This is a genomic window from Cobetia sp. ICG0124 (assembly GCF_004006355.1).
Classification (GTDB): Bacteria; Pseudomonadota; Gammaproteobacteria; order Pseudomonadales; family Halomonadaceae; genus Cobetia; species Cobetia marina.
In genome coordinates this window covers 1429877-1456547 of sequence record NZ_CP024893.1, presented here as the reverse complement: position 1 = coordinate 1456547, position 26671 = coordinate 1429877, and the positions used below count along the sequence as shown (strand labels likewise).

Annotated in this window: 24 protein-coding genes and 1 pseudogene; 13 read left to right on the top strand and 12 right to left on the bottom strand. The window is 62.4% G+C overall.

Going from position 1 to position 26671, the window contains the following annotated elements; genetic code table 11:
- Nucleotides 1–9 precede the first annotated feature (9 nt).
- Both CU110_RS06700 and CU110_RS06690 read right to left on the bottom strand, forming a co-directional pair.
- Nucleotides 10–1641 (bottom strand): BCCT family transporter, encoded by a 1632-nt coding sequence (locus tag CU110_RS06700; RefSeq protein ID WP_077371258.1) that lies wholly within the window; start codon nt 1639–1641, stop codon nt 10–12.
- 430 nt (nt 1642–2071) lie between these two features.
- Nucleotides 2072–2791: an HAD family phosphatase gene (locus tag CU110_RS06690; RefSeq protein WP_127735076.1), complete on the bottom strand. Its 720-nt coding sequence runs from the start codon at nt 2789–2791 to the stop codon at nt 2072–2074.
- Between the two features lie 55 nt (nt 2792–2846).
- Between CU110_RS06690 and CU110_RS06685 the strand changes: the two genes are divergently transcribed.
- Nucleotides 2847–3638: an OBAP family protein gene (locus tag CU110_RS06685; protein WP_084208459.1), complete on the top strand. Its 792-nt coding sequence runs from the start codon at nt 2847–2849 to the stop codon at nt 3636–3638.
- Nucleotides 3639–3662: 24 nt separating this feature from the next.
- A complete protein-coding gene (locus tag CU110_RS06680; protein ID WP_084208458.1) occupies nt 3663–5111 on the top strand; it encodes an amidase in 1449 nt (482 codons plus the stop codon).
- Between the two features lie 142 nt (nt 5112–5253).
- Here CU110_RS06680 and CU110_RS06675 read toward each other — a convergent pair whose 3' ends face one another.
- From CU110_RS06675 to CU110_RS06665, 3 genes are read right to left on the bottom strand one after another with little or no spacing between them, the layout of a single operon-like run.
- Complete coding sequence (locus tag CU110_RS06675; protein ID WP_127735073.1) at nt 5254–5937, bottom strand: peptidase dimerization domain-containing protein; 684 nt, start codon at nt 5935–5937, stop codon at nt 5254–5256.
- Nucleotides 5934–7094, bottom strand: a complete 1161-nt coding sequence (locus tag CU110_RS06670) for a M20/M25/M40 family metallo-hydrolase (RefSeq protein WP_164850296.1) — start codon at nt 7092–7094, stop codon at nt 5934–5936. Before CU110_RS06670 ends, CU110_RS06675 begins: the two co-directional genes overlap by 4 nt.
- Before the next feature lie 48 nt (nt 7095–7142).
- Nucleotides 7143–8033 (bottom strand): LysR family transcriptional regulator, encoded by an 891-nt coding sequence (locus CU110_RS06665; RefSeq protein WP_084208457.1) that lies wholly within the window; start codon nt 8031–8033, stop codon nt 7143–7145.
- 134 nt (nt 8034–8167) lie between these two features.
- Between CU110_RS06665 and CU110_RS06660 the strand changes: the two genes are divergently transcribed.
- Together CU110_RS06660 and CU110_RS17900 are read left to right on the top strand one after the other, a co-directional pair.
- Entirely contained in the window at nt 8168–9283 is a 1116-nt protein-coding gene (locus CU110_RS06660) for a 4-oxalomesaconate tautomerase (protein ID WP_205632751.1), read from the top strand.
- A 138-nt stretch (nt 9284–9421) separates the two neighbouring features.
- Nucleotides 9422–12520: a tripartite tricarboxylate transporter permease gene (locus tag CU110_RS17900; RefSeq protein ID WP_346427172.1), complete on the top strand. Its 3099-nt coding sequence runs from the start codon at nt 9422–9424 to the stop codon at nt 12518–12520.
- Nucleotides 12521–12550: 30 nt separating this feature from the next.
- Here the strand turns inward: CU110_RS17900 and CU110_RS06650 are convergent, their stop codons facing one another.
- Nucleotides 12551–12904: a helix-turn-helix transcriptional regulator gene (locus tag CU110_RS06650; RefSeq protein WP_205694081.1), complete on the bottom strand. Its 354-nt coding sequence runs from the start codon at nt 12902–12904 to the stop codon at nt 12551–12553.
- Between CU110_RS06650 and CU110_RS06645 the strand changes: the two are divergent.
- A pseudogene (locus tag CU110_RS06645) lies at nt 12903–13814 on the top strand (CNNM domain-containing protein); the annotation flags it as partial. The gene CU110_RS06650 and the pseudogene CU110_RS06645 sit on opposite strands and share 2 nt — an antisense overlap.
- 79 nt (nt 13815–13893) lie before the next feature.
- Here the strand turns inward: CU110_RS06645 and CU110_RS06640 are convergent.
- Together CU110_RS06640 and CU110_RS06635 are read right to left on the bottom strand one after the other, a co-directional pair.
- Nucleotides 13894–14433, bottom strand: coding sequence for an NYN domain-containing protein (locus tag CU110_RS06640; protein WP_127735064.1), 540 nt, complete (start codon nt 14431–14433; stop codon nt 13894–13896).
- Between the two features lie 77 nt (nt 14434–14510).
- Complete coding sequence (locus CU110_RS06635; RefSeq protein ID WP_127735061.1) at nt 14511–15395, bottom strand: LysR family transcriptional regulator; 885 nt, start codon at nt 15393–15395, stop codon at nt 14511–14513.
- Between the two features lie 161 nt (nt 15396–15556).
- Between CU110_RS06635 and CU110_RS06630 the strand changes: the two genes are divergently transcribed.
- The gene (locus CU110_RS06630; protein ID WP_127735058.1) at nt 15557–16885 is read left to right on the top strand and encodes an oxidoreductase; all 1329 of its coding nucleotides are present in this window, start codon (nt 15557–15559) and stop codon (nt 16883–16885) included.
- Here CU110_RS06630 and arfA read toward each other — a convergent pair.
- A complete protein-coding gene (gene arfA / locus CU110_RS06625; protein ID WP_077371234.1) occupies nt 16807–16986 on the bottom strand; it encodes an alternative ribosome rescue factor ArfA in 180 nt (59 codons plus the stop codon). The genes CU110_RS06630 and arfA overlap by 79 nt on opposite strands.
- 646 nt (nt 16987–17632) lie before the next feature.
- Between arfA and CU110_RS16730 the strand changes: the two genes are divergently transcribed.
- The gene (locus CU110_RS16730; RefSeq protein WP_240665507.1) at nt 17633–18316 is read left to right on the top strand and encodes an NAD(P)/FAD-dependent oxidoreductase; all 684 of its coding nucleotides are present in this window, start codon (nt 17633–17635) and stop codon (nt 18314–18316) included.
- A gap of 212 nt (nt 18317–18528) precedes the next feature.
- Entirely contained in the window at nt 18529–19167 is a 639-nt protein-coding gene (locus CU110_RS16725; RefSeq protein WP_240665506.1) for a hypothetical protein, read from the top strand.
- A 2-nt stretch (nt 19168–19169) separates the two neighbouring features.
- On the opposite strand, the gene CU110_RS15710 is transcribed toward CU110_RS16725, so the two are convergent.
- From CU110_RS15710 to CU110_RS06610, 3 genes are read right to left on the bottom strand one after another with little or no spacing between them, the layout of a single operon-like run.
- Nucleotides 19170–19337, bottom strand: a complete 168-nt coding sequence (locus CU110_RS15710; RefSeq protein ID WP_157109453.1) for a hypothetical protein — start codon at nt 19335–19337, stop codon at nt 19170–19172.
- Between the two features lie 40 nt (nt 19338–19377).
- Nucleotides 19378–20736, bottom strand: coding sequence for an ammonium transporter (locus tag CU110_RS06615; protein ID WP_077371230.1), 1359 nt, complete (start codon nt 20734–20736; stop codon nt 19378–19380).
- A 20-nt stretch (nt 20737–20756) separates the two neighbouring features.
- The gene (locus CU110_RS06610) at nt 20757–22838 is read right to left on the bottom strand and encodes an aminomethyltransferase family protein (RefSeq protein ID WP_240665505.1); all 2082 of its coding nucleotides are present in this window, start codon (nt 22836–22838) and stop codon (nt 20757–20759) included.
- Between the two features lie 376 nt (nt 22839–23214).
- On the opposite strand from CU110_RS06610, the gene CU110_RS06605 reads away from it, so the two are divergent.
- The 5 genes from CU110_RS06605 to CU110_RS16715 all read left to right on the top strand — a co-directional run bounded on the left by CU110_RS06605 (nt 23215) and on the right by CU110_RS16715 (nt 26524).
- Complete coding sequence (locus CU110_RS06605; RefSeq protein ID WP_127735055.1) at nt 23215–24156, top strand: histidine kinase; 942 nt, start codon at nt 23215–23217, stop codon at nt 24154–24156.
- Nucleotides 24153–24698 carry a response regulator transcription factor gene (locus CU110_RS06600; protein ID WP_127735053.1) on the top strand — a complete coding sequence of 182 codons (546 nt, stop codon included), beginning with the start codon at nt 24153–24155 and terminating at the stop codon, nt 24696–24698. Before CU110_RS06605 ends, CU110_RS06600 begins: the two co-directional genes overlap by 4 nt.
- Nucleotides 24695–24967: a LuxR C-terminal-related transcriptional regulator gene (locus tag CU110_RS16720; protein WP_127735049.1), complete on the top strand. Its 273-nt coding sequence runs from the start codon at nt 24695–24697 to the stop codon at nt 24965–24967. The genes CU110_RS06600 and CU110_RS16720 overlap by 4 nt, the downstream gene beginning before the upstream one ends.
- A complete protein-coding gene (locus CU110_RS06590; protein ID WP_127735046.1) occupies nt 24964–25869 on the top strand; it encodes a PAS domain-containing protein in 906 nt (301 codons plus the stop codon). The genes CU110_RS16720 and CU110_RS06590 overlap by 4 nt, the downstream gene beginning before the upstream one ends.
- Nucleotides 25870–25957: 88 nt before the next feature.
- Nucleotides 25958–26524 carry an NAD(P)/FAD-dependent oxidoreductase gene (locus CU110_RS16715; RefSeq protein ID WP_240665504.1) on the top strand — a complete coding sequence of 189 codons (567 nt, stop codon included), beginning with the start codon at nt 25958–25960 and terminating at the stop codon, nt 26522–26524.
- Nucleotides 26525–26671 lie beyond the last annotated feature (147 nt).

The window sequence follows — 26671 nt, the reverse complement described above, 5'->3', positions numbered from 1 at the left end:
GGGCTCGGCTCAATGATGATCGCGCGGGTTCACTCGGCGATTCTTGACGTCCGGTGCACGACGGATGCGGTCTTCCTCGGCCAGGCTATCAGCCTCGAAGACATCCGCACCGACCGGTGTCTCGCCATGACGGCGATAGAGCTGGCTGAGCATCTGGCGGCGGTCTGCACGCAGCTCCTTCACCAGCACCACGATCATTCCGTAAAGAATGAAGGTGAAGGGCAAGGCCGAGAGGACCGAGGCCGACTGCAGGCCCTTGAGACCGCCCGTCGAGATCAGCGTCAGACAGATGGCCGCGATCAGCACGCCCCAGACCACACGCTTGTAGAGCGGCGGGTTGATCGAGCCGGCGTCCGTCATCTGCGCCACGATATAGGAAGCGGAATCCGCCGACGTCACCAGGAACACGAAGATCAGCAATATCGCGACAACGGACAGCACATTGCTGAAGGGCATCAGATCGAACATCTCGAACAGCGCGGACGTGATGTTGGCATCCGTTGCGGCAGCCAGTCCGACATCCCCGCCCAGCTCCATGTTGAGCGCCGCGCCACCGAAGACACCGATCCACAGACAGGCCAGCAGCGGCGGCACGATCAGCACGCCCACCACATATTCCTTGATGGTACGTCCCCGCGAGACACGCGCCACGAAGGTGCCGACGAAGGGTGACCAGGCGATGACCCATGCCCAGTAGAAGACGGTCCAGGAACTGTTCCAGTCATTGCCGTCATAGGGTGACATGCGCAGACTCATGCCGATGAAGTTCTGCAGATAATCGCCGATCCCCAGCGTGATCGTCTTGAGGATATCCAGCGTCGGCCCGGTGAACAGCACATAGAGCATCAGCGCGATGCAGATGCTCATGTTGAGGTTGGACAGCCGCTTGATGCCCTTGTCGAGCCCGGACCAGGTCGAGGCCATGTAGGCACAGAACATCACCCCCATGATGATGAACTGCCACTGCCAGCTCTCCTCCACTCCGAAGACGAAGTGCAGACCACCATTCATCTGCAACACACCAAGCCCCAGCGACGTCGCGACCCCCATCACGGTGGCCACCACCGCAAAGACATCCAGAACTGGCCCGTAGCGGCGCACCTTGGGGTGCTTGGCCGTCACGGACGACAGCACCGATGAGACCAGCCCCGCCTGCCCTTTCCTGAACTGGAAATAGGCGATGATCAGCCCGACGACCGAGAAGGCGGCCCACTGATGGACGCCCCAGTTGAAGAAGGCATATTGGATGGCGTAGCGCGCGGACTCAGGCGTCTCCCCCGGCATGTCACCGAAGGGAGGCTTCAGATAGTGCTGCATGGGCTCTGCCATGCCGTAGAACACCAGCCCGACCCCGAACCCCGCCGCCAACAGCATGCTGACCCAGGAAAAGAAGCTGTAGGAAGGCCGGCAATCCTGCGGCCCGAGACGGATCTTGCCGTATTTGCTCAGCGCGAGGCTGACCAGAAAGATCACGAAACCAAAGACGGAAATCAGATAGAACCAGCCGAACATGCTGGTCACGGCGCCAAGCGCCTGATCAGCCAATTCACCGAAACGGGTGGGGAATCCTGCCCCCAACGCGACCAGACCCAGAATGATGATGACTGACGCGCTGAATACGCGCTTTCCTCCAGATGTCATATATCGCTACTCCCTGTTAGCTGTGACAGCGGTGAGGTGGATCGCGCACCAGCGAGAAACGAGTAGCGCTATCGCCAACGAATATTCGCAGTGCCTTGTAGACATGACTCTGATTCCCCAGAACTTCAAGGGCCAGCGACGCCGAGCGGCAGGCTGAGGCCAGCATGACGCTCGACTCCCTGTCGCGCGCCCTGCAACAGGGCATGGTGCCGGTCGTCGAGGTCATGTCATTGGATGGCATCTACAAGGTGCGCATTCACCACTGCCATGGCATTTCCGATCTGACTCGCCTTGATGGCAAGGCCCTGTGGTTCAAGGGCACGGGAGAGATACGCGACCTCATGAGATCGCGGGGCATCAGTCACGGCGTGCTGACCTGGGCGGATCAGTGGGGGGATGAGATGATCGGCATGGTGTCGCGCTCCCTCACTCAGGAGGAATTGCTGGCCTGGGGAACGCGGATCTGCTTGAATTCCTCCCAATGCTTGATGAGCTGCCAGGCGCCGGTATCCCGCAGCACCTCGGCGTGGCCCGGCGGAATGTGGCTGGCCCCCAGATGCCCCACGACCTTGAGACCCGCAGCCACGGCTGCCTGCATTCCCGTGCGGCTATCCTCCACCACCAGGCATTCCTCGGCGGAACGACCCAGCGTCTTGAGGGCGAGCAGATAGAGGTCGGGCGCCGGCTTGGGGTTGATGACGTCATCGGAGGTGAAGATCGGCAGTTCCCGGTCGCCATTGGCCGCGGCGATCTCGTCCAGAATGCCACGCAGTCCCGAGCTCTCGAGATTGATCTTCATGCGTGAGGCGGAGCTGTTGGACACCACCGCCAGGGGCAGGCGCTGATCGCGAATCCACTCGAGCGTCTTCACCACGCCCGGCATGGCCTCGAGGCCATTGGCGAGACGCTGGTCCACCTCCAGACGAACCTGCTCCAGGGCATCGGCCGGCAGGCGATGCTGACTGCGGCCTTCCAGGTCCACCAGGATGTCGCGCGTCATCATCCCCAGGCAGCGATCCAGCTCATGCTCGATCTGCTCGCTCGTGCCGAGATCCGGCAGCCACAGCGGCAGCTTCTCCTTGAGCACGCCGTCGGCAATGATCTCGCTATCGACCAGGACTCCATCACAATCAAATATCAGCTGTTTCATTCAATCTCCATGACAGGGATTCTCACTTACTCGAGACGACCACGCAGGAGGAAGTATGCATCATCGTACGTCCACCCCATGCCATCACGCCTCACACTCCACGCGCGGCTTCGGCACTGGCCTGCTCGCTGGCGCGGCCGCGGCGACCGCCTTCTTTCTGGGACGCCGTCTGAACAGTGCTCGCAAGGTCAGCAGTGGCCATCCGCTCAAGCACCAGGTGCTGGACGCGGCCTCGCAGGTCATGCAGCGCAAGTACCCGATGGAAGCGATGAGCACCTACCTCAACGGCTTTCACCATTACGCCGATGACATGGGCCGCCAGGTGGAAGCCAGTCATTTCTGCATCCACCTGGAACATGATCTCCACCAGTGCGTCATCTTCGATTCCAACCGCAGCGACGCACGTCTGATCGGGATCGAGTACATCATCAGCGCCGAACGTTACGAGCGTCTCCCCGAAGAAGAGAAGCCGCTCTGGCACAGCCATCACTATGAGGTGAAGTCCGGCATCCTGGTGGCTCCGGGCATCCCGGAACTGGCCGAGCGCAGTTACTTCGAGGATCTGGTCACGACCTACGGCAAGACCTTCCACACCTGGCAGATCGACCGCGACGACTTCCCCTACGGGATTCCGCAACTGATGATGGCCTTCACCCGTGACGGCCAGATCGACGAGGAGCTGATGAAGCGCCGCGATGAACGCCTGGGCATCAGCACCGAGGAGCGCCGCCGGAAGCGTGCGGATATCGCGATGCCCAAGGTCAGTCCGAAGGCCAATGGCGGCCCGACACCGCCTGACAGCGAGTCGCATCAACCGCCTCACGAGAGCCTGGACGACCAGCGCTGACCGTTCACCCGCAGGAGAGCCGCCATGCCCAACGCCGAATTCCCCCACGACCTGACGCCACATTCCGCCCAGGATGACCTGACCACCCTGGACGCCGAGCAGCTGTCGCGCGGCTATCAACGTGGCCAGTTCGACCCGCTGCAAGTGACACAGGCAGTGCTAGCCCGTATCGAGCGACTCAATCCGGCGGTCAACGCCTACGTGCATGTCGCGCATGACACGGCGCTGGAGGCGGCGCATCACGCCAGACAGCGCTGGCAGGCGGGCAAGCCCCTGAGCCCGCTCGATGGCATCCCGACCTCGCTGAAGGATCTCACCGATGTCGCCGGCATGCCGGCGCGCGAGGGCTCGCTCACCACGGTAGCCACGCCCTGTCAGCAGGACGCCCCTCCGGTGCGGCGCCTGCGCGAGGCAGGCGCGATTCTGCTGGGCAAGACCAATACCCCCGAGTTCGGCTGGAAGGCCGTCACCGACAACCGCGTGCATGGCGCCACCGGCAATGCCTGGAATACCGCGCTGACCCCGGGCGGCTCTTCAGGGGGTGCGGCCACCGCCGCCGCCCTGAACCTGGGAGTCCTGCATCAGGGCGGGGATTCCGGTGGGTCAATTCGCATTCCCGCCGCCTTCAGTGGTGTCTTCGGCTTCAAGCCCACCTTCGGCTGGACAGCCCAGTGGCCTCCCGCCCAGGCCGCGTCCCTGTCCAGTATCGGGCCGCTCACCCGCAGCCCACGCGACGCCGCCGCCATGCTCAATGTCATCGGCCGTCATGATGCACAGGACCCCTACGCCACCCGCGGACAACCCGAGGATTGGGGCGTGGAGATCGGCACGCCACTGACAGGCCTGCGGATCGCCTACTCCCCGCGCCTCGGGCAGGCCGATGTCGACCCCGAGATCGCCAGTCGGGTAGCACGCGCCGCAGAGCGTCTGGCAGGGCTTGGCGCCGAGATCGTGGAGGTCGATCCCCCCATCGACTCAAGCCTCGAGATCTTCCGCAAGATCTGGTTCACCGCGTCGCTAGGGGTCTGGAAAGGCTGTGATGCCCGCCAGCGCGAACAGCTCGACCCCGGCCTGGTCGAGAATGCCATGCGTGCCCGCGACTGGACCTCGCTTGAGTTGTTCGAGGCCTTCGAGGCCAGGCACCGGCTCACCCAGCAGCTTGAGCGCTTCCATCAGGACTACCCTCTGCTGCTGACGCCAAGCGTCGCCGTCCTCCCCTTTGCACTGAATCATCAGGTGCCGCCCGCCAGCCAATGGCACGACTGGGAGGAATGGACGCCGTTCTCGTACCCCTTCAATCTGAGCGGCCAACCCGCCGCCTCGGTCCCCTGCGGATTCACTTCGCAGGGACTGCCGGTCGGCTTTCAGCTGGCAGGCGCCAGGCACGCTGACGTCCATCTCCTGAAAGCAGCCACCGCCTATATGGACGCCTACCCGACCGCGCACCCCGCCGAGCCCTACCGCCCGAGGTGAGATCGCGCGGCCGCACTGGGTGATCGGCGACCTTCACAGACGACAACGCCCGCCACTGCCCCTTCATCAGGGTTCAAGGGGCTAGTTCAATACGCCATGCAAAAGGCGATTCACATGACCACGGCCCCGCGAACTCACCCGATTACTTGAGCGAATCCTGATTGCCGATGCGGGCCATCATCTCGGTGAACATCTGGATGTCCAGCAGCAGATTGTCGACACGCTTGAACTCTTCAGAGGTATGTCCGGTATAGGTCTCGCCCGGCATCGACGGCCCGAAGTTGATCGCATTGGGCAGCAGCTTGGCGGTCGTGCTCCCCGCCGAGGAACGCGGTTCGGCATCGAGTCCCGTGGTATCGCCGAAGATGTTGAGCAGCGTCTGGAGCCAGGCACCGCTGGGGTCACGCAGCATCCAGTCGCGAATCTCGACGTTCAGCGCCACGTCCATGCCCTGCTCCTTGGCATAGGCTGTGAGCTTTTCCTTGATCACCTGGCTGAGTTCCTCAGGCGACTTCTCGCCCGCCGGAGCCCGCACGTTGACCGCGACACGCAGCGCGTCGTCCTCCTTCTCCAGATAGGTCGGCGTCACCTTGAGCGGTCCCATGAAATCATGGGAGTAGGCGATGCCCAGCAGCTTGCCGTGATAATCCAGCCCGTAATTGTCATTCAGGTAGTGCACGGCATCTTCATAGGCACTGTCCTGGAAATCGATACCGGAGGTGGCCAGCAGTCCCGCCAGTCGTGTCACCGGATTCACGCCATTGGCCGGTGCCGATGAGTGGGCCGACTTGCCCGTCACCGTGACGATGACATCCTCGCCCTTCACTTCACTGGCGACGCTGAAATCCTTGCCGTGCTCGTTGACGTAACGGCTGCCAAGCGCTTCCAGCTTGTGGTTGAGCGCCTTGGCGCCCGCGGCATCACTGGCGTGCAGGGTGGCGACGGAGCGCTCGGGAATCTGGTTGGTCGCAAGTCCCCCCTTGAAGGAAGTGATCGCCGGCAGGCCATCCGCCGCCTGCCCCGTCTGTGTCTCGCGTGCTCGCGTGCCAGCGGGAAGCGCGCATCGATGGTGCCGAAGCCATTCTCGGCAGTGATTGCCGGGTAGCCGCTGTCCAGCACGATGTTGTATTCGGGCAGCGCGTTGTGCGCCTTGTAATAGGCGAAGCCCTCACCGCCGGTCTCTTCCGTCGTCTCGATCATCAGGCGAATGGTGCGCTTGACCGGCACCGCGTTCTCCTTGAGAGACTTCATGGCATACAGCGCCGCGGCGATGGAGGCCTTGTCATCCTCGGTGCCACGCCCGTACAGCTTGCCATCGATCTCGGTGACCTCGAACGGATCCAGGTGGGTGCCATCCTCAAGCGTCCAGCCCTCCTGGTCCGCCGGCACCACATCCCCGTGGGTGAGAATGCCGAACACATCCTCCCCCGTCCCCTTGAGCTCCACCTCGAAGACACGGTCATCCACGTTGCGGAACGTCAAGCCGAATGCCTCGGCCTTGTCCTTGATCAACTCACCGAAACGCGAGATCTCGGGGTTTTCATGCTGGGGTTTCTCACCGACCTTGAAGGTCGGGATCGCGACCATTTCCTTGAGCAGCTCCTGGACGTCATCGCCATACTGCAGTCGGTTGTAGACCCCCAGCAGGCGATAGACGTTGACGAAGTCATCCCCCTCCAGCGACTCGCCGGCCAGATAGTGGTCAATGGCGCCGGAAACCGCGCTGTCTTCCTGATTGCGTTCCGCGACCTGCTTGAGGAAACCGTTGAAGTCTGCCGCCAATGTCTCCTGCCCCTGCTCGACCAGACTGGCCAGCTGCTCATGCTTGAGCGTGTGCTCGCCCTGCGGCGCGCGCTTGCCAGTGTCATCGGCTGCCATCGGCTCATCTGCGCTGACAGGCAGCGCGCTGCCAAGCCCGAGCGCCAGGCCCAGCGCAAGGGCTGTCTGACGGGAGGTGGCGTGAGTGGCTATGCGGGTACTCATGGGCATGTGCATCCTTGTGTTGGGCAGGTATCCACGTCATCAATGGCCTCAGTTCCAGCGCTTGAGCAGAATCTCGATGAACAGCTCCGCGATCGGTGACAGCGACTCACCGCGACGCCGCAGCAGGCCAATGGTGCGATCAATGCGTGGCTCGGGCAGCTCACGCTGACACAGCACCTCGTGCTCCGGCCCGGGCATCGCCATCGACGGCAGGATGGCGACGCCAAGCCCGCTCTCGACCAGCCCCAGCGAGGTCGAGAGATGCTGGACCTCGTAGAAGCCGTCCAGATGCAATCCGGCGGACAGCAGGGTGTTGTCGAGCAGAATGCGGTTGCCGCTATCGCGGGAGACGGTGATCAGGCGCACATCATCCAGATCGCTCCACTCGACGCGCTTTTTCTGTGCAAGCGGATGGTCGCGACGCAGTGCCAACACGAAGGGATCACGATAGATGGAGGTGAAATCCACTGCCGGGTGGTGGGCACTGACCATATTGATACCAAAGTCTGCCTCCCCCGAGACCACCCTTTCGACCCCTTCATTGGCACTGACATCCAGGATGCGAATCCGGATGCCGGGGTAGGCGGTGTTGAACTCGCGCACCACGCTGGGCAGGAAGTAGAAGGCTGCCGTGGGCAGGCAGGCGATGGTCAGCACCCCCTTGCGGTGGGTGGCCAGCTCGCGAACGCCCACCAGAGAGGATTCGTAATCTTCGAGCAACTTGCGGGCTTTTGGCAGGAAATCACGTCCAATTGGCGTCAGTCGACTTCTCCGCGTCGTACGCTCCAGCACTTTTGCACCGAGCACTTCCTCCAGTTTCTGGATACGGCGCGACAGGGCCGGCTGCGAGATGTGCAGTCGCTCCGCCGCTTCATTGAAGGAATGATTCTCGGCCACTTCGACAAATGCCGACAGATCCAGAAACTCCAATCTATGCATGCAACTATCCTATTGATTCATTATTCGGATTAATGCGTGTAATGGTGACAGTATAGTTTTTATTTGCATTTGATGCATAGATCATCGGCTGTGATGCTTCAGAAAGGCGCAAACAGACAGGAGCGCGTTCCAACATGATGCATTCACTTCCTTGCATGATCCTACGTGGCGGTACCTCTCGGGGCCCCTTCCTGCGTCTGGATCACCTCCCCGCCGATGACGACGGCCGTCGCGAAGTCCTGCGCCAGGTCATGGGCTCCGGCCACGCATTGCAGATCGATGGGCTGGGCGGCGGCAATTCGTTGACCAGCAAGGTCGCCCTTGTCGGCCCCTCCACGCATCCTGAAGCGGATATCGACTATCTGTTCGCCCAGGTCGATGTGGAGGGCGACAAGGTCGATTTCTCGCCGAACTGCGGCAACATGCTGGCCGCGGTCGGCCCCTATGCCATCGAGACCGGCATGATCCCGGCAAAGGGTGACCTGACCCGTCTGCGGATTCACAACCTCAACACCGGCACCCTGATCGACAGCCAGGTCCCGACACCCGATGGTCGCGTCGCCTACCAGGGCGACACGCGCATCAGTGGTGTGCCCGGCGCCGGCAGCGCCATCAAGCTGGGCTTTCTGGGCGCTGTCGGTGCCAAGACCGGCAAGCTGCTGCCCAGCGGTCAGGTCATCGACGTGATCGAGGGCGTGGAGGTGACCTGCCTCGACTCCGCCACGCCGGTGGTACTGATCGAAGCGGCAAGTCTGGGCTGGGCAGGCAACGAAGCGCCGGCCGAGATGGACGCCAACCGTGACGCGATGGCACGCCTCGAGAAGATTCGCCTCAAGGCGGGGGAATTGATGGGCATGGGTGACGTCAGTGACTCGGTGCTGCCCAAGCCGGTGATTCTCTCCGCTCCGCGCACCGAGGGCGGCACCCTGTGCGCACGCTACTTCGTGCCGCATCGCTGCCATGGCGCGCTGGCCGTCACGGGGGCCATCACGCTGGCCGTCGCGACCAGTCTCCCGGGCACTCTGGCCAACCGCGTGGCGCTGGCCGCCGGCACCCTGACACCGGGGGCTCTGGCGGAGAAGGTGAAGCTCGAGCACCCAGCCGGGTTCCTGGACGTCGAGGTCGAACACGCCGATGGCGACCCGATGACCCCCAGCCGTGTGTCCCTGCTGCGCACGGCACGCAAGATCATGAATGGCGAGGTGTTCTTGAACCTCCCGGACTCGCTGGAAATGCCTGAACGCGCCTGATCGACAAGCGCGACGAAAGCACTGCAGAAGATTGATTTACAATGCATTTGATTGAAATGAAATGACCTCTCTGCGCCGCCATGCAGTTAGCGCATCACTGATTGACAACGCATTCCAACAATAATCAGGAGTCAGACCATGTCCCTCATCGTGTCTACGCCCAAACGCCATGCCCTCAAGCGCCATGCCCGCACCACCGCCCTGGCCGTCATGCTGCCCGTCATGGGCCTTCTGCCGCTGTCTTCCGCCGTGCACGCCGCGGCGGAAGTCCCTGACACCCTGACCTGGACCGTACCCTTCGGGGTCGGGGGCGGCACCGATGTCTGGGCACGCTTCATGTCCAACTGGGTGACCAGGAACCTGCCGGGCAACCCGGCTGTCGTCATCGACAACGTGCCGGGGGGCGGTTCCATCACCGGCGTCAACCTGTTCAGCAAGCGTGCCGGCGATGACGGCGACGAGATGGTCGTCACCTCGGCCTCTACCCAGTATCCGGCCATGCTGCGCGACCGCCGCGTGCGTTACGACTATGCCGACTGGGAACCGATCCTCGCCGCCCCGACAGGCGGTGTCGTCTATGCCTCAAGCTCGCTGGGCAAGGACAGCGCCAGTGCGCTCAAGGCCCTCGCCTCCCAGACGGTGAAGTTCGCCGGCCAGAACCCGACCGGGCTCGAGATGCCGGTGCTGATGGCGTTCGATCTGCTCGACTTCCAGGTTGATCCGGTCTTCGGCATGAAGAGCCGTGGTGAAGGTCGCCTGGCCTTCGAGCGTGGCGAAGTCGCCCTCGATTTCCAGACCACCTCCGCCTACAGGAGCAACGTCACGCCGCTGGTCGACGCCGGCCAGGCCGTGCCGCTGTTCAGTCTCGGCGTGATGGATGACGAAGGCCACATCGAGCGCGACCCGTCCTTCCCGGACCTGCCGACCTTCTCCGAGCTGTATCTGGCGCAGGAAGGCCATTCACGCGATGACGAGGCCTATCAGATCTTCCACAAGTTCTTCGCCTCCGGTTACGCCATGCAGAAGATGCTGCTGGTGCCGAAGGGTGTCGATCCAGCACTGCTGGAGCAATACCGTCAGGCGGCACGTGACATGGCCAAGGACCCCGAGTTCCTCAAGGAAGCGGCGGTGAAGGTCGGTCCTTATGGCCTGATGGTCGGCAAGGCGGCAGCGGCGCGGTTGCAAGACGCCATGCAACTGAGCGAAACCCAGCACGAATGGGTCAAGCCAGAGAAGAACAAGAGGTTGAGCAACGCCATGATCGACACCCTCCTGTCCAGCATTGGACACGTCTTCACGCTGACGCATCTGCTGTTCATGATGATCGGCATCTTCGTCGGCCTGCTGGTCGGCATCATCCCCGGCCTGGGCGGCATCGCCGGCATGGCACTACTGCTGCCCTTCCTCTACGGGCTCGACCCCGGTTATGCACTGGGCATGCTGATGGGCATGGTCGCGGTCATCCCGACCGGCGATACCTTCGCCTCGGTGCTGATGGGCATCCCCGGTTCCAGCGCGTCACAGGCCACGGTGCTTGATGGCTTCCCGCTGGCCAAGAAAGGCCAGGCGGCGCGTGCGCTGACCAGTGCCTTCCTGTCCTCCCTGTGTGGGGGCGTGATCGGTGCCATCATTCTGACCGGCTTCATCCTCGTCGCACGCCCCCTCGTACTGGCCTTCTCGTCAGCAGAGCTGTTCGTGTTGACGCTGCTGGGTCTGACGATGGTGGCGGTGCTGTCCGGCAAGAACCTGTTCAAGGGCACCGCTGCCTGCGGCCTCGGCCTGCTGGTCGGTGCCATCGGTGCCGCGCCGGCGACCGGCGAGTACCGCATGAATCTGGATATCGATTATCTGTACGACGGGGTGCCGCTGATCGTGCTGGGTCTGGGCATCTTCGCCCTGCCGGAGATCGTCGAGCTGCTGCTGGGACGTGGCAGCATCGCCAAGGACGGCAACACGGACCTGGGCAAGGGCTGGTCTGCCGGCATCAAGGATGTGGTCAAGAACAGGTGGCTGGTCGCGCGCTGCGCCGGGATCGGCAGCCTGATCGGCACCATTCCGGGTCTGGCGGGTTCCGTGGTCGACTGGATCACCTACGGCTTCGCGGTCAAGACCGCCAAGGACCCGAGCCAGTTCGGCAAGGGTGACATCCGCGGCGTCATCGCGCCGGAGTCCGCCAACAATGCCTGTGCCTGTGGCGCCATGGTGCCGACCCTGCTGTTCGGGGTGCCAGGCTCCGGGACGGCCGCCGTCTTCCTGGGGGGCCTGTTGCTGCTGGGCCTGGAGCCGGGCGTGTCGATGATCACCACCAATCTGGACATGACCTACACCATCATATGGTCTTTGGCGCTGGCCAATATCCTGGGCGCGGGCCTGTGTCTGATGCTGGCGCGTCCGGTCGCGCAGCTGACACGTGTGCCCTTCGCCATTCTGGCGCCGGCCATCACCGTGCTGATCCTGTTTGCTGCCTATCAGGCCAGTCGCTCGCTGGGTGACTGGGCCGCGCTGGGCATGATCGGCATGCTGGGCGTGCTGTTCAAGACGGCAGGCTGGTCGCGTCCGGCCTTCCTGATCGGCTTCGTGCTGGCACCGGGTGCCGAGAACTACTTCTATCAGAGCATGCAGTTCCACGGCGCCGAAGCCTTCCTGCGTCCGGGCGTGCTGATCATCCTCGGCCTGATCCTGCTGGCCTTCTTCCTGCCGGTGATCCGCAAGGCGATCATGCGTCGTCGCCAGACCCATGAAGTGGTCGAGACCGCGCCGTCCCCAGAAGAGGATGTGCTGGAATCACGCGGTTTCGGTGGCGTCGACTTCCTGCTGCTGGGCCTGATGGGGCTCGCCGGCCTCTGGGCGCTCTACGACGTCAAGGATTTGATGCCACTCGGCAAGGCCTTCCCGACCCTGGCCGCCTTCATCACGCTGGTCTCGGTGATCGCCGTGGTCTTCAACGGCTGGCGTCGCGGCATGATTCGCGTCCAGCAACCGGCCTTCAAGGCAGTGGGTGTGGTACTCGGCTTCTTCGTGCTGATCGGCGTCAGCGCACTGCTGGGCTTCGTCTCCACTGCCGTGCTGTTCTGTCTGGGCTTCCAGCTCATCGTCGCACGCAAGTCAGCGGCGTTCGCGGGACTCTTCGCCCTGGGCGTCGCGGTCTTCCTGCTCGGGATGCAGGCGGCCATGAATCTTCACTATCCGACGGGACTGCTGGATGACGTGGTACTGCCGATGATTCCCTTCCTGTAAGGCCTGACGGAGGCTGACGGTCAGCAGTGCTCAGTCAGCCCGCTGCGGCCGAGCCCGCACAGCCTGGGGCGAGAGCCCGAAATGACGCCGGTAGGCCGTCGCGAAGTTGCAGGCATGCGCATAGCCGACACGATGCGCCACCTGCTGCACACTCATGCCCTGCAACAATGCCTGACGTGCGCGCTGCATGCGACATTCGCGCTGATACTGGCTCAGCGAGCAACCATAGGTCTCGCGAAACTTCTGGCGCAGACTCGACGCGCTCATGCAGGCAAGCCGCGCCAGTTCCGGCAAGGCATGCTGACGCTCCGGCGCCATCTTCAGCCGCTGACGCACCGCCTCGAGATGCCGACACGTACTGCTGGCCCAAGGAGCACGCTGCATGTTTCTGCTGATTCTCTTTGCCGCCATCGCCATCGGCATCTCGTTCATCTGCTCCGTGCTGGAAGCGGCGCTGCTGTCGCTTTCCCCAAGCTATGTGGCAAGCCTGCGTGAGCAACACCCCAAGCGCCATGCGGCGCTGGCCACCCTCAAGGACAATATCGACAAGCCGTTGGCCGCCATCCTGACGCTCAATACCATCGCGCATACGGTCGGTGCGACAGGCGTGGGGGCACAGGTGTCCGTCGTGTTCGGCGAGGCCTGGGTCGGCGTTGCCTCGGCGGTCATGACGCTGCTGATCCTGGTGGCCTCGGAAATCATCCCCAAGACCATCGGTGCCACTTACTGGCGTCAGCTTTCCCCGATGCTGCCCGGCGTGCTCAACATCATGGTCATCTCGCTCAAGCCGCTGATCTGGCTGTCGGAAATGATCACCTCGCGGATCGGCAAGCACTCGCATGACATTGATCTGCGTGGCGAGATCAAGGCGCTCGCACAACTGGGGCTGGAAAAGAAGGCGCTGGAAAATGATGAGCAACGCGTCATCACCAACATCCTCAACCTGCATGAGATGAAGGTGCGTGATGTGCTCACGCCACGTCCTGTCTGCCAGACGGTCAGCCCCGAGATGACCGTGGCCGAGTTCAATGACCAGTTGACGGTCTGGCCCTTCAGCCGCTACCCGGTGATGACCGCCGATGAAAGGACACTGGGCATGATCCACCGCGCCGATGCGCATCAGGCCGAACCCACCACTCCGCTCAAGGACCTGATGCGCCCGATCAGCGAACTGCACGCCGAAGACAACGTCGAACAGGCCTTCGCTCGCATGCAGCGCGAGCGCCAGCACCTGTGTGTCGTCTACGACAATCTCGGCAACTGGCTGGGGGTCATCACGCTGGAAGACGTGATGGAGACGATTCTCGGCGAGGACATCATCGACGAGACGGACAACGTGGCCAATCTGCGTCGCTTCGCCCGCCAGCGCTGGATCAAGCGCATCGGTGCCGCCCCCTCGACGGCTTGCTCGGGGGCTTCTTCACGACAGGCGACTTGCTCGAGGGCTTCGCCACGGCGGGCGTATCCGGCTCCCTGCGCAGACACTCGGTATGCAGGAAACTGTCACAGGCGGAAACGAAGGGTTGAGGGGTCTTGGCTTCCCCGAAGCCATGCACGCGCATGCCGCTTTCCCTCAGACGTGTCGCCAGGCGCGTGAAATCACTGTCCGAGGACACCAGACAGAATCCCTCCACATTGCCCGCATACAACAGATCCATGGCATCGATGATCAAGGCGCAATCCGTCGCGTTCTTGCCCTGGGTATAACGGAACTGCTGGATAGGCTGAATGCCATGGTGCAGAAGTGGCTCCTTCCAGGGCGTCAGGTTGGAGGTGGTCCAGTCCCCATAGGCGCGCTTGATGCTGGCGATTCCCAGTTTCGCGATCTCCGCCAGCAATTCCTCACAGACGGCGGCCTGGGCATTGTCTGCATCAATCAGTACCGCAAATCGATCTTTTCCCGTTGGTGACATGTCTCGCTCCATGATCTACGTCACAGGAGTCTCAAGGTCGCTCCTTGGGTCAATATGTCATGAATCCTGCAAGACAATCACTCGGTAAATCGTTCAAACCCCGTGATCAAGGCATCCATCAGCACTCTCACCCGGCGCGGCAGAATCGACGTCTCCGGGCGGACGAGGAAGATGCTGGTATCGGCACCGTCACCACGAATGTCTTCCAGCAGCGGGATCAAGCGCCCAGAGGCCAGGTCATCGGCGATCAGGTAGTACGGCAGACAGGCAACGCCACGCCCTCCCAGACAGGCGGCGTGCAGGGTTTCCAGGGAGTTGGAGAGGAAGCCGCAGCGCATCTCGGGCAGTGACGTGAGTCCCCAGGCGTTGAAGCCACCGGGGAGATTCAGGATCAGGCTGACATGCTCCGCCAGATCCGCCACTGAGCGCGGCCTGCCATGTCTTGCCAGATACTCCGGCGATGCACAGATGACACGCTGATTGGTGGCCAACCGCCTGGCGATCAGGCCGGGCTCAGGCTTTGCGGTGCTGCGGATGGCCAGATCCATCCCCTCATGCACCAGGTCGACCACGGCATCCGTCAGGGTCAGATCCACGATGACCTCGGGATAGCGCTCCATGAAGCGCATCAGCAACGGCATTACCTGCAATTTCCCCAGTGCGTTGGAACACGAGAGACGAATGCGCCCCTTGAGCGCGCCACTACCTTCGGCAATCTCCTGCTCGACATGGCGCAGGCGCTCCTGCAACTCGCGCGTCTCCAGGGCATAGAGCTGGCCTGCTTCACTCAGGCGCATCCGCCGAGTGGAGCGAATCAGCAACTGGGCACCAAGACGCTGCTCCAGCTGCGCGATGCGCTTGCTGATCGCCGAGTGGGTAATGCCAAGCTGGCGCGCCGCCCCGGTGAAGGTGCCAGCGTCGACGACGGCGTGAAAGATGTTGAGATCTGTGTGCGTTTTCATATGTTCCATATGCTCACGAATACTGTGCGCGCACAACGGATTATCAGCAGTCACAAGGCGTGTCACCATGACATCAGTTCCTGAAATGACAGATTCAGTGCCACATTCACATTCTGTGTCAGGTAAAGTGCCAAACCCGTGCCAGGAGAGAGACATCCCCCATGACAGACCAGCCGACAGCTTCCGCCCTGTTCACGCCCTTCACGTTGCCAAGCGGCCGGGTGCTCGCCAACCGAATCGTCAAGGCTGCGATGTCGGATTCCCTCGGTGATGGCACGGGACATCCCAGTGAGGCACAGCTGCGCCTTTATGAGCGCTGGGCAGAGGGTGGCGTAGCGGCGTCACTAGTCGGTGAGGTACAGCCTGACCACCAGCATGCCGAGAAACCCGGCAATCTGGTGCTCAACGCGCAGTCGGATCTCGCAGCCTTCACGCAACTGGCCCAGCGCGGTCAACAGCACGGTGCAGACCTCTGGCTGCAGCTCGGCCACGCCGGCGCGATGGCCTACCCGCCGACCAGTACGCCACATGGCCCCAGCGCGCTGGATATCCCCGGGCTACGTTGCGAGGCCATGAGTCTGGAGGCCATCAAGGCCTTGCCTGCCGCCATGGCAACCACGGCGCGCCTGGCTCGTGACGCCGGGTTTGGCGGGGTTCAAGTACATGCCGCACACGGCTTTCTGCTCAGCCAGTTTCTGTCCCCCCTCTTCAATCAGCGCACGGATGACTACGGCGGTAGCCTCGACAACCGCATGCGGCTGATGCGTGAGGTGATCATTGCCGTGCGCGAGGCCGTTGGCCACGACTACCCGGTCATGGTGAAACTCAACTCCAGCGATCAACTTGAGGGCGGTTTCGAGGAAGCCGAAGCGCTACAAGTGATAGCAGCGCTCGATGAGCTGCCCATCGATCTGATCGACATCAGTGGCGGCACCTACTTCCCCGGCGCCAGCTCCGCGCCGGACGCCAGTGCCAGCGGCCCCTACTTCGTCGAGTTCGCCAGGCGTGCACGCGAGGTGACGACCCTGCCGCTGATGGCGACCGGCGGCTTCAAGACTCTGGCGCAGGCCGAAGACGCCGTGGCACAGGGCGCCGTCGACTTCGTCGGCCTGGCCCGCCCACTGGCGCTGCACCCGTCACTGCCCACGCTATGGCGAGCGGGAGAATGCCCCGCGCCAGAGTTCCCACGTTTCAGCGCCCCGCCGGAAGGCGGCGTGACCGCCTGGTATACCCTGCGCCTGACCCAGTTGGGCGAGGACCGTGAGCAGGAGTCACTGGGCGAACTGGAGACGGTGCTGGCCGACTATGAAGCCCGTGACGCCGCACGCGCCGAGACCTGGAACGCGCACTTCGCCGACTGGAACGCCGCAGCGCTGATGCTGCGGCGTTCATGTGCGGCAATGAGGCTTCTTCAAGCGGCGCAATACACACCGACTGAAGGAGCCTCACTGCCACCGCTACCCCCTTGTTGCTTGCCATTGCGCTGGTAGCTGCCCTTGCCCTTGCGCGCCTTCACGACACGCTGCTTGAACATCGGGGTACGCAGCACTGCCTTGAGGGCGTTGTCCTGCACCTTGCGTTTGTGAGTCATGGTGTCTTCTCCTGTGGCCTCTCTGTCACCGGCCCAGTATACGCCCTTTCGCCATGCAGAGTGATCAACCTCCGCTTCCCCCTCGTCGCTGGTCTGGTGAGTGAATAGCCCCGCAGATCCTCTAGAAAATCCTCCAGCGAGGATCATTCGATAATCTGGCACCCTTTTCCCTTCTGATTTCTGTTCTTTCTCCATTCTCACGCCACTCACTACTCCGACACTACGTTCACATCCTTCTCACACCCTCATTTACTCCACACCTCAAAATCACGAGCGCCAACCTGCCTGACAAAGAGGATATTTTAGCCCAACACCCGTTTGACAAATTACGCATTGAAGAGACAGAAAATCATCCACTTTCCAAGCGGAATTGCAACACGTAAATCTTCTTTTTTTGTACACAATCCACAAGGATCTTGCCACTAAAGCCTAAACACTCTCATGATCGTGTACACTTCATGCACTCAGAATCAACACCTCACATTTGAGATGACGCATCATTTCTGCGAGGATGCCTCACGTTCCGCGAGCAGTAGATGGCTCTCAAGGCAATAAAAAATACGCCTTCCGTGCTCAGGCTCAGCGAAATGACAGGTGGCCAGTCAACTGGATTCCTTACCTTTCCAGGCCACCCAAGCGCTGGATAATGCTCATTATTATCGCGATCCACTACAGAGGAAAAAGCACCTGGTCAACACGACATCCCGCAACGCGGGGTTCACGGAACACGACGTCTCATTACAGTCTCAACAGGATAATACCCATGACAAAACGCATTGCGATCATTGGCGCAGGGCCGAGTGGCCTGGCACAGCTGCGCGCCTTTCAATCTGCCGCTGACAAGGGTATCGACATTCCCGAGATAGTCTGTTTTGAAAAGCAGAGCGACTGGGGCGGCCTGTGGAACTACAGCTGGCGCACCGGTCTCGATCAAAATGGTGAACCCGTCCACGGCAGCATGTACCGCTACCTGTGGTCCAACGGCCCCAAGGAATGTCTGGAGTTCGCGGATTATTCCTTCGAGGAGCACTTCGGCCACCCGATCGCCTCATACCCGCCTCGCGCAGTCATCTTCGATTACCTCAAGGGTCGGGTCGAAAAGGCGGGCGTGCGCAAGTTCATTCGCTTCAATTGCCCGGTGCGCCATGTCAGCTTTGACGACACCCGCCAGCAGTTCACCGTCAGCGTCCATGACCAGGCAGTCGGACACGGTCGTTCAGCGAGCAGTTTGACCACGTCATCGTCGCTTCCGGTCACTTCTCGACTCCCAACGTGCCTGAGTTCCCGGGGTTCTCGCGACGTTCAATGGCCGTATTCTGCATGCACATGACTTCCGCGATGCGCTGGAGTTCAAGGGCAAGGATCTGCTGCTGATCGGCAGCAGCTACTCTGCCGAAGATATCGGTTCACAGTGCTACAAGTATGGCGCTCGCAGCATCACCACCAGCTATCGCACCGCCCCGATGGGCTTTGCCTGGCCGGAGAACTGGGAAGAGAAGCCGCTGTTGCAGAAAGTGGACCGCGACACCGCCTATTTCCGCGATGGCACCCGCAAGAGAGATCGATGCCATCATCCTGTGCACCGGCTACCTCCATCACTTCCCGTTCCTCGATGAACCGCTGCGCCTCAAGACAGCCAACCGCATGTGGCCGCTCGGTCTCTACAAGGGCGCTGCCTGGGAAGCCAATCCGCGCCTGTTCTATCTCGGCATGCAGGATCAGTGGTACACCTTCAACATGTTCGATGCCCAGGCATGGTGGGTGCGTGACGTGATTCTCGGTGAGATCGACGCTGCCCAGCCGCGAGCGCCGATGCAGGCAGACAGTCAGGCATGGCGTGACCGGGAAGAGACGTTGGACAGCGATGAATCGATGATCCGCTTCCAGGGCGATTACGTGAAGTCACTGATTTCCAAGACGGATTATCCGAGCTTCGATATCGACGGCGTCAATCGCACCTTCCTCGAGTGGGAGCACCACAAGCACGAGAACATCATGACCTTCCGTGACTACTCCTACCGCTCGCTGATGACCGGCACCATGGCCCCGCGCCATCACACGCCCTGGCTCGACGCGATGGATGATTCGCTGGAAGCCTTCCTGGCACAGCCCGAACGCGACACCCGCCAGGCAGGCAGTCAGACAGCCGCCGAACGCTCCCTCGCGACTGACAAGGCCTGAGATCAGAGGGTCTTCTTGCTGCGGAATGACGCTTTCTCATGGCGCAGGATATTGACGCTCAACGAGATGCAGACGCCAGCCGCGATCAACAGACTGACCGCCACCATCCCTGAATTGCTGAAGAAGAACGCATAGTTGGCAGCATGTACCGCAGTATCGACAGTTTCCATGACAAGACTCCTGGAGAAGAAAGAAAACGAATCGGCCGACTCAGCTGATATCGGGACGCTTGTCCATCGGTGCTGCCACTACCCCACCGGAACGTGCCGGAACGCTGGAAGATGACTCGGTTGCCATGCTCTCCGGGTAGGCCTTGGCCGGCACTTCGAACAGGTCCAGCCCGAGCACTTCGACATGCGGCGGCACGCGCAGCAGGTTGAACTTCTTGAGCAGATAGGCAACGCCCCAACCCGGCACGAAGCCCGTCACTGCCATCACCACCGCGCCTGTCAGCTGCCCGGTGAAGGAGACGTCCGGCACGCCTTCGCCGACATTCGGGAAGCCCGCGGCGAAGACACCCACCAGTACCACACCGTAGAAACCGCAGAAGCCATGTACCGCGAAGGCGCCGACGGAGTCGTCCAGGCCACGCTTCTCGAGCAGCGCGCCGATCTTCGGCATCAAGGCGCCACCGGTGACCGCCAGCACGAAGGCCAGGCCCGGGTTGTAGAGATCCAGCCCCGCCGCGACGGTGATGATGCCGCCCAGTGCACCGGACATGGTCCAGAAGGGGTCACGCGAGGACAGGTAGGCGCCGATCACGCCGCCACCGAAGCCCATCAGGGTATTGAAGGCGAAGGCCGAAAGGTTGGTGCGATTGCCGTAGATGGTGGTCCAGCCGATGTCACCGGTGTTGAAGATGATGCAGCCACCGAGGAAGCCGAAGAAACCGACGATGATCAGCATCAGCCCGATCAAGGTCATCGGCATGTTGTGCGGTGCGATCACCTGCGGCTTGCCATCGTCACTGTACTTGCCGATGCGCGCGCCCAGATTGAGCAGCACGCCCAGCGCAAAGAAGCCGGCCACGGCATGCACCACGCCCGCCGCGCCGACATCGTGGTAGCCCAGCTTGTGCAGCATCCAGCCATCCGGATGCCAGCCCCAGGCGCCCGCCAGGATCCAGACACCCGCACCGAGAATCACCGCCAGTAACAGGAAGGCGCCCAGGCGGATGCGTTCGATCACCGCGCCCGAGAGAATCGAGCCCGTGGTCGCACCGAACAGGGCAAAGGCCGCGAAGAAGATACCGGTGCCCATGTCATCGGCGTCGGGGCGCATGCTCGCGCTCCAGGGCAGTGCCGCGGAAGCCTCGATGGGAATCAGCCCGTTGGGGAAGGCGTTGTAGATCCACCAGCCCACGAAGTAGAAGGCGGGGATGATCGAGGCCAGCGTCAGCACGTTCTTCATGCCGGATGCCAGGGCATTCTTGGAACGGGAGGCACCGATCTCGTAGGCCAGAAAGCCTGCGTGGATCAGGAACATGATGGCGGTACACCACCAGTAGAACACCTCGATGTTCATCGCCTGGTGCATATCCAATATGCTTTGCAACGTCTTTTCATCCATCGTCTTTTCTCCTTTTCCGGTCAGCTGCGCACCTTGAGACGCTCAGGATCATGGAAAGGCAATGTCACCACCTCGGCGACGAGACGCTTCTGGTGACCATCCAGCTGACCGATCTCAAGCTGCGTTCCGGGGCTTGAGAAATCCGGGGCGAGACGACACATGGCGATGGACTGGTTGAGCAAGGGAGAGCGGGTCGCGCTGGTGATCACCCCGACCGGATAGCGCCCGTGATAGACCAGATCGCCATGGCTGACCAGCTCGCTGCTGTCCACCCTCAGGCCCATGATCCGATGGCGGGATTCCGGCGTCTCGCGCTGCATGGCCGCACGCCCGACGAAATCATCCTCCTTGCTCTTCATCGGCACGGTGAAGCCGATGCCCGCCTCGTAGGGAGACGTCTGCGGGCAGAATTCATGGCCAGCGAAGATCAGCCCCGCCTCTATCCTCAGCATGTCGAGGGCATTCAGCCCCAGCGGCGCGATGCCATGCGGCTCACCGGCCGCCCAGATCGCCTCCCACACGGCCGGGGCGTCATGCGGATGACACCAGATCTCATAGCCCAGCTCACCGGTATAGCCGGTCCGCGACACCATCAGCGGGATGCCATTCGGCCCCGCCAGACGGCCGACCATGAAGCGGAACCAGCCCAGCGTTTCCACCTCCGGCTGGGTACGCGCATTCCAGATCAACGGCGCCAGCACCTCGCGGCTCTTCGGCCCCTGCAGCGCGATGTTGTGCAGCTGATGGGTGGAGTCGCGCACCGTGACGCGATAGCCCTGCTGCTCTGCGAGATCCCGCAGCCACTGGCCGCTGGCCGGATCACCACAGATCCAGCGGAAGGTCTGCTCGCCCATGCGAAACAGGGTGCCGTCATCGAGCATGCCGCCGGTTTCCTGACACATGGCGGAATACACCACTTCTCCGATGGAGAGTCGGCGCACGTTGCGGGTCAGCGCATATTGCAACAGGCGTTCGGCGTCCGGTCCGGCGACCTCGAACTTGCGCAATGCGGAGAGATCCATCACCGCGACCCGTTCGCGACAGGCGAGATACTCCGCCTTGGCCCCCCATCCCTCGTAATGGGTGGCCAGCCAGTAGCCGTGGTAATCGATGTACTGCTTGGTCAAGGCGGAGGTGCAGGGATGGAAGGCGGTGGGCAAAGTCATGCGCGGCAATTCCTCGGGCCGGTTGCGATAGGCGATACCGCGGGGGAAGTCATGTTCAGCGGCGTAGATACGCACATGGATATCGGTCGGCACCCAGCCGTTGGCGGCGTCGATGTCGTCCGGACAGGCGGATGAGGCACAGATGAGGTCACGGTCGGCGCGCAGCAGCACATAGTCGCCGGGTCGTGACCAGGGCTCATCCACCGCCAGGGTGCCGCAGGGCTGTACCCAGGTATTGAAGAAGAAGTTGATGGCCGGCCAGCTGGCACGTTGTCGGATACCATGAGACGCCGACAGGGCATTGTTGAAGTTGACCGTGCAGCTGTCGTGACCGAAGTAGCCGTGGTGTTCGTAATACTGCGGCGAGCAGGCAAGCATGAAGCTGTCATGACGTCCGACCGTGTCCTGAATCACCTCGAGCATCGGATGCAGGTGCTGATCAAAGAACACCGAATACAGTCCCGGATTGGGCATGCAATGCCCGGACAGGCTGCGCGTGGCGCCGGCATCCAGCCCCAGCTCCTCGCCCTGTGCCCAGGCAGTGGCGTCGAAGGCCACGAAGTCGGAGCACTGACGCCCCGCCACATCGATGATCTGGATCCACTCGCCCTGCTTGACCTCATAGACCTCGACCGTCCCCGCCGCGACTCTCGTCTCCTGGCGGATCGGCGCCAGCGGCACCGGCAGATGTTCCAGCCCCACAAGCCCGGTGCAGAAATGGGACACCTCAAGCTCGGTGGCCAGCCGCTCTCCTTCTATCGTCATGTCACTGCCGGGGGCCAGCAGAATCAGGCGTGCGGCAGGCGCTTCCAGCGGCCAGCGAATCTCGGCCGGCAATCCGGCCGCTGACAGGCGCTGCCAGTACGCTGGCGGGCAATGCGCGACTCCCAGCGCCTCCAGGCGTGCCTGAGTGTGCGGACTCCCAGTGCCAGCCACTCACAGGACTGCGCACCGTCCACGGATGACACCTGCACGCTATCGCCGGGCGACAGATCAAGTGCCAACACCTCCAGGCCGGCGATTCGGTAACGATACGGCTGGCTCGGGGTGGCAGCGGGTATCTCGACTGCAAGTCCCATCCTGGTGATACCTCTTGTTGTCATGGCAGGCGAGCCAGTCGAAGGAAGTGCTCGAAGGGCAAGCCTGGATCAGATGTGCCTGGATGGTGCATGACCCCTTGCGTCGCGCACCACGTTCTTCATGGTTAATTAAATTTACTCTCAGTAGATACGACGACAATCCATCAAGAGAGGTACCCATGAAGGAGTAATCCATTCGCTGGCATGAAGCTTGCTCTGGCGAACTCAGTGTCGTGCATCGCGCACCCGGTCAGGCGACCCATGCGGTGATTTCCCCTGTCGGCCTCGCTCTGTCAGCCGCTGCGCGCCAGAGATTGCAGGAAGTCGTCAGGGATATCGCTCGCGATCCCGGCGCCCGACAGCAGGCGTCAGGCATAGCCGGCACGCCAGGTGGCGTGCTGATCGCCCTCACGGACGCCGCTGACAGCGGGGAGACGGGCAGAGGGGCGACGGGCGATGACTGGTTGTGGCTTGGAGAGCCGGCAGCCCCAGCCCAGCAGCAACAGGCGCGTCACGCCGAAGACAGGCAGGCAGCGGTGGCGCAGGCCCTGAAGAACGAACGCCGACAACTGGCGGCGGAGCTGCACGACACCCTCGCCCAGGAATTGAGTTACCTGCAGATGCAGAGCGCACGCCTGACACGTGCCGCCCGCCATGCGCCACAGGAGGTGCAGGCACTGGCTGAGGAGGTGCATACCCAGGCCCGGCGCACCTTCCGCCAGACCCGTGAACTGATCAATGGCGCGCACGCCACCTGGGGAGACGCGCCGCTTGCCTGTGTGCTGGAGGCCTTGATCGAGGAATTCGAGACCCGTTCCAGCATGGTGTTCGAGCTCGACAACCGCATCCAGTCACTGCACCTCCCCGATGCCCAGTCCCTGCAGGTGATGTTCATCGTGCGGGAAGCGATGACCAACAGCGTGCGCCATGCCCGGGCCACCCACCTGCGCCTGCAACTGCTCTATCAGTCCTCTGGGCCGCAGCCGGCGGCGCGGGTGTTGCTGACCATCGAGGACAACGGCTGCGGGTTCGATCCCGCCGAAATCCCCGCCGCGCATTTCGGACTGGGCATCATGCAGGATCGCGCGCGCCACCTCGGGGCCGAGTTCGCCATCACCCAGCCCCGCCAGGGCGGTACCCGCGTGACACTGAGCTGGGAGCGCCGCGACACATGACCGCGACACGACAGACACCCTCGTCACCCTCGACGCACCCGACACGTCAGACACTCCCGACAAGAGTGGTACTCGTCGACGACCATCCGCTGTTTCGGCGCGGGCTTGCCGAGCTCTTGAGTGAAGGTGGCCTGTTCGAGGTCGTGGCCGACTTCGATGATGGTGCGCATCTGCTCGAGCGCCTCCCCACCCTCGCCCCCGAGCTGGTGATCGTCGACTGGCAGATGCCGCAGCTTGATGGCCTGACCCTGATGCGCCATCTCAAGCAGCGTGATGCCGCTCTCAAGGTCGTACTGCTGACCGCCTCCGACGACAGCCGTCACCTGCTGGATGCCATCCAGCAAGGGGCGGATGGCTACCTGATGAAGGACACCGCCCCCGAACGCATTCTCGAGCGCCTGCAGGCCGTCATCGACGGCAAGCTGGGGTTGGAGGAAGAGACCTTGCTGCTGCTGGCCAGGCGCCTGCAGCAGGACCACCGCCAGCGCTCGGCACGCGAACATGCACCGCCGCCGAGACGGCGGACTGGCATCGCGGCCTGACCGAGCGTGAGCGCGATACCCTCAAATGGATCGGGCGCGGCCTCAGCAACAAGCTGATCGCGCGCGAGCTGGGCATCAGTGACAGCACGGTGAAGGTCTACGTCAAGAATCTGCTGCGCAAGCTGGATCTGCATTCGCGACTGGAGCTGGCCGCCTGGGTCTACGCCCACCCGCTGACGCTAGCGAGAGATGCCAGCCGAGCGCCCGCCGAGGACGCGACAAGCGCCAAAGAGGCCATGACACGGGCCGAAAAGGAGAGCCTGAGATGATGCGCTTTCTCGAACAGTTCGCCTCCGCCTCGACTGCCTCGCCCGCCTCGACTGCCTCGCCCTTCAGCGCACAGGCGATTCTCGACAGCCTGAGTGATGCCGTGGTCGTGGTGGATGCTGACAGCACGCTGCTCTATGCCTCGCGTGGCTGGCAGGCCCTGAGCGGACACCTGCCGGAAAGTCAGCGAGACATCACTAAAGCCATCTCCCGGGGGCAGACCACGGAGCTGGTCGCGCCCCCTCAACGCCTGCGGGAAGCACTGCACCCCGCAGATCACGCCCGCTGGGACGTGCTCGCCCGCCACGTGTCACGCCGTGAGCGGCCTGACTGCTGGCGATTGCGCATTCTGGGGCCGGACCACCACTATCGCTGGTGTGAAGTCCGTAGCCAGTCGCTCTCGCTGGCCTCGCCCTGGCCCGCCACGCTCACTCTGCATGACATCAGCGAGCGCGTGCAGCAGGAGCAGATCGACGCCGCCAACCTGCGCAGCCTGACGCGCCTGATCAAGGGCCTGCCCGCGATGGTCTATCGCGCGCGCAACAACCGCCACTGGTCGATGGAGTACATCAGTGACGGCTGCCTGGCCATCACCGGACTCAGCCCGCGCGACCTGCTCGATCATCCCTCCCTCACCTACGGCGACATGATCCACCCCGAGGATGCCGACCGCGTGTGGGACCAGGTACAGGCCGCCCTCCAGGCACACACGCCCTTCACCCTTGCCTACCGCATTCGTCACCGCGATGGCGACGTGCGCCGGGTACAGGAAAAGGGCCATGGCATCTATTCACCTGACGGCACGCCACTGGCCGTGGAAGGCATCATCTTCGCCGTCGACACCTCGGTACTCCTTTATGGCTACCCTTTCCGAGCAATGTGCAGCCAGGTCACATCTCGCTAGCCTGTTTCGTTGTCAGTGTTTCTCGACGTCATCACGTCACGAAACCTCAGGTAACGCATCAAGACACAACAAGAACAGGATGGTATCCATGACCCAACGTATCGCGATCATCGGCGCAGGCCCCAGTGGACTGGCTCAATTGCGCGCCTTTCAATCCGCTGCCGACAAGGGCATCGAGATCCCCGAGATTGTCTGTTACGAGAAGCAGGATGACTGGGGTGGTCTGTGGAATTACAGCTGGCGCACCGGCCTGGATGCCCACGGCGAGCCGGTCCACGGCAGCATGTATCGCTACCTGTGGTCGAATGGTCCCAAGGAGTGTCTCGAGTTCGCCGACTACTCCTTTGAAGAACATTTCGGGCGCCCTATCGCCTCCTACCCGCCGCGCGCCGTGCTGTTCGACTACATCAAGGGGCGTGTCGAGAAGGCTGGCGTGCGCAAGTACATCCGCTTCGGCTGCCCGGTGCGCCAGGTCACCTTCGATGAGACTACCCAGCAATTCACGGTCAGCGTGCATGATCAGGCGCTCGGATCTGGTCGACCAGCGAAGAATTCGATCACGTCATCGTGGCTTCCGGGCATTTCTCGACTCCGAACGTGCCGGAATTCCCGCGGTTCTCGCGACCTTCAATGGCCGCATTCTGCATGCGCATGATTTCCGCGATGCACTGGAATTCAAGGGCAAGGATCTGCTGTTGCTCGGCAGCAGCTATTCCGCGGAGGACATCGGCTCGCAGTGCTACAAATACGGCGCGCGCAGCATCACCACCAGCTATCGCACCGCCCCGATGGGCTTCAAATG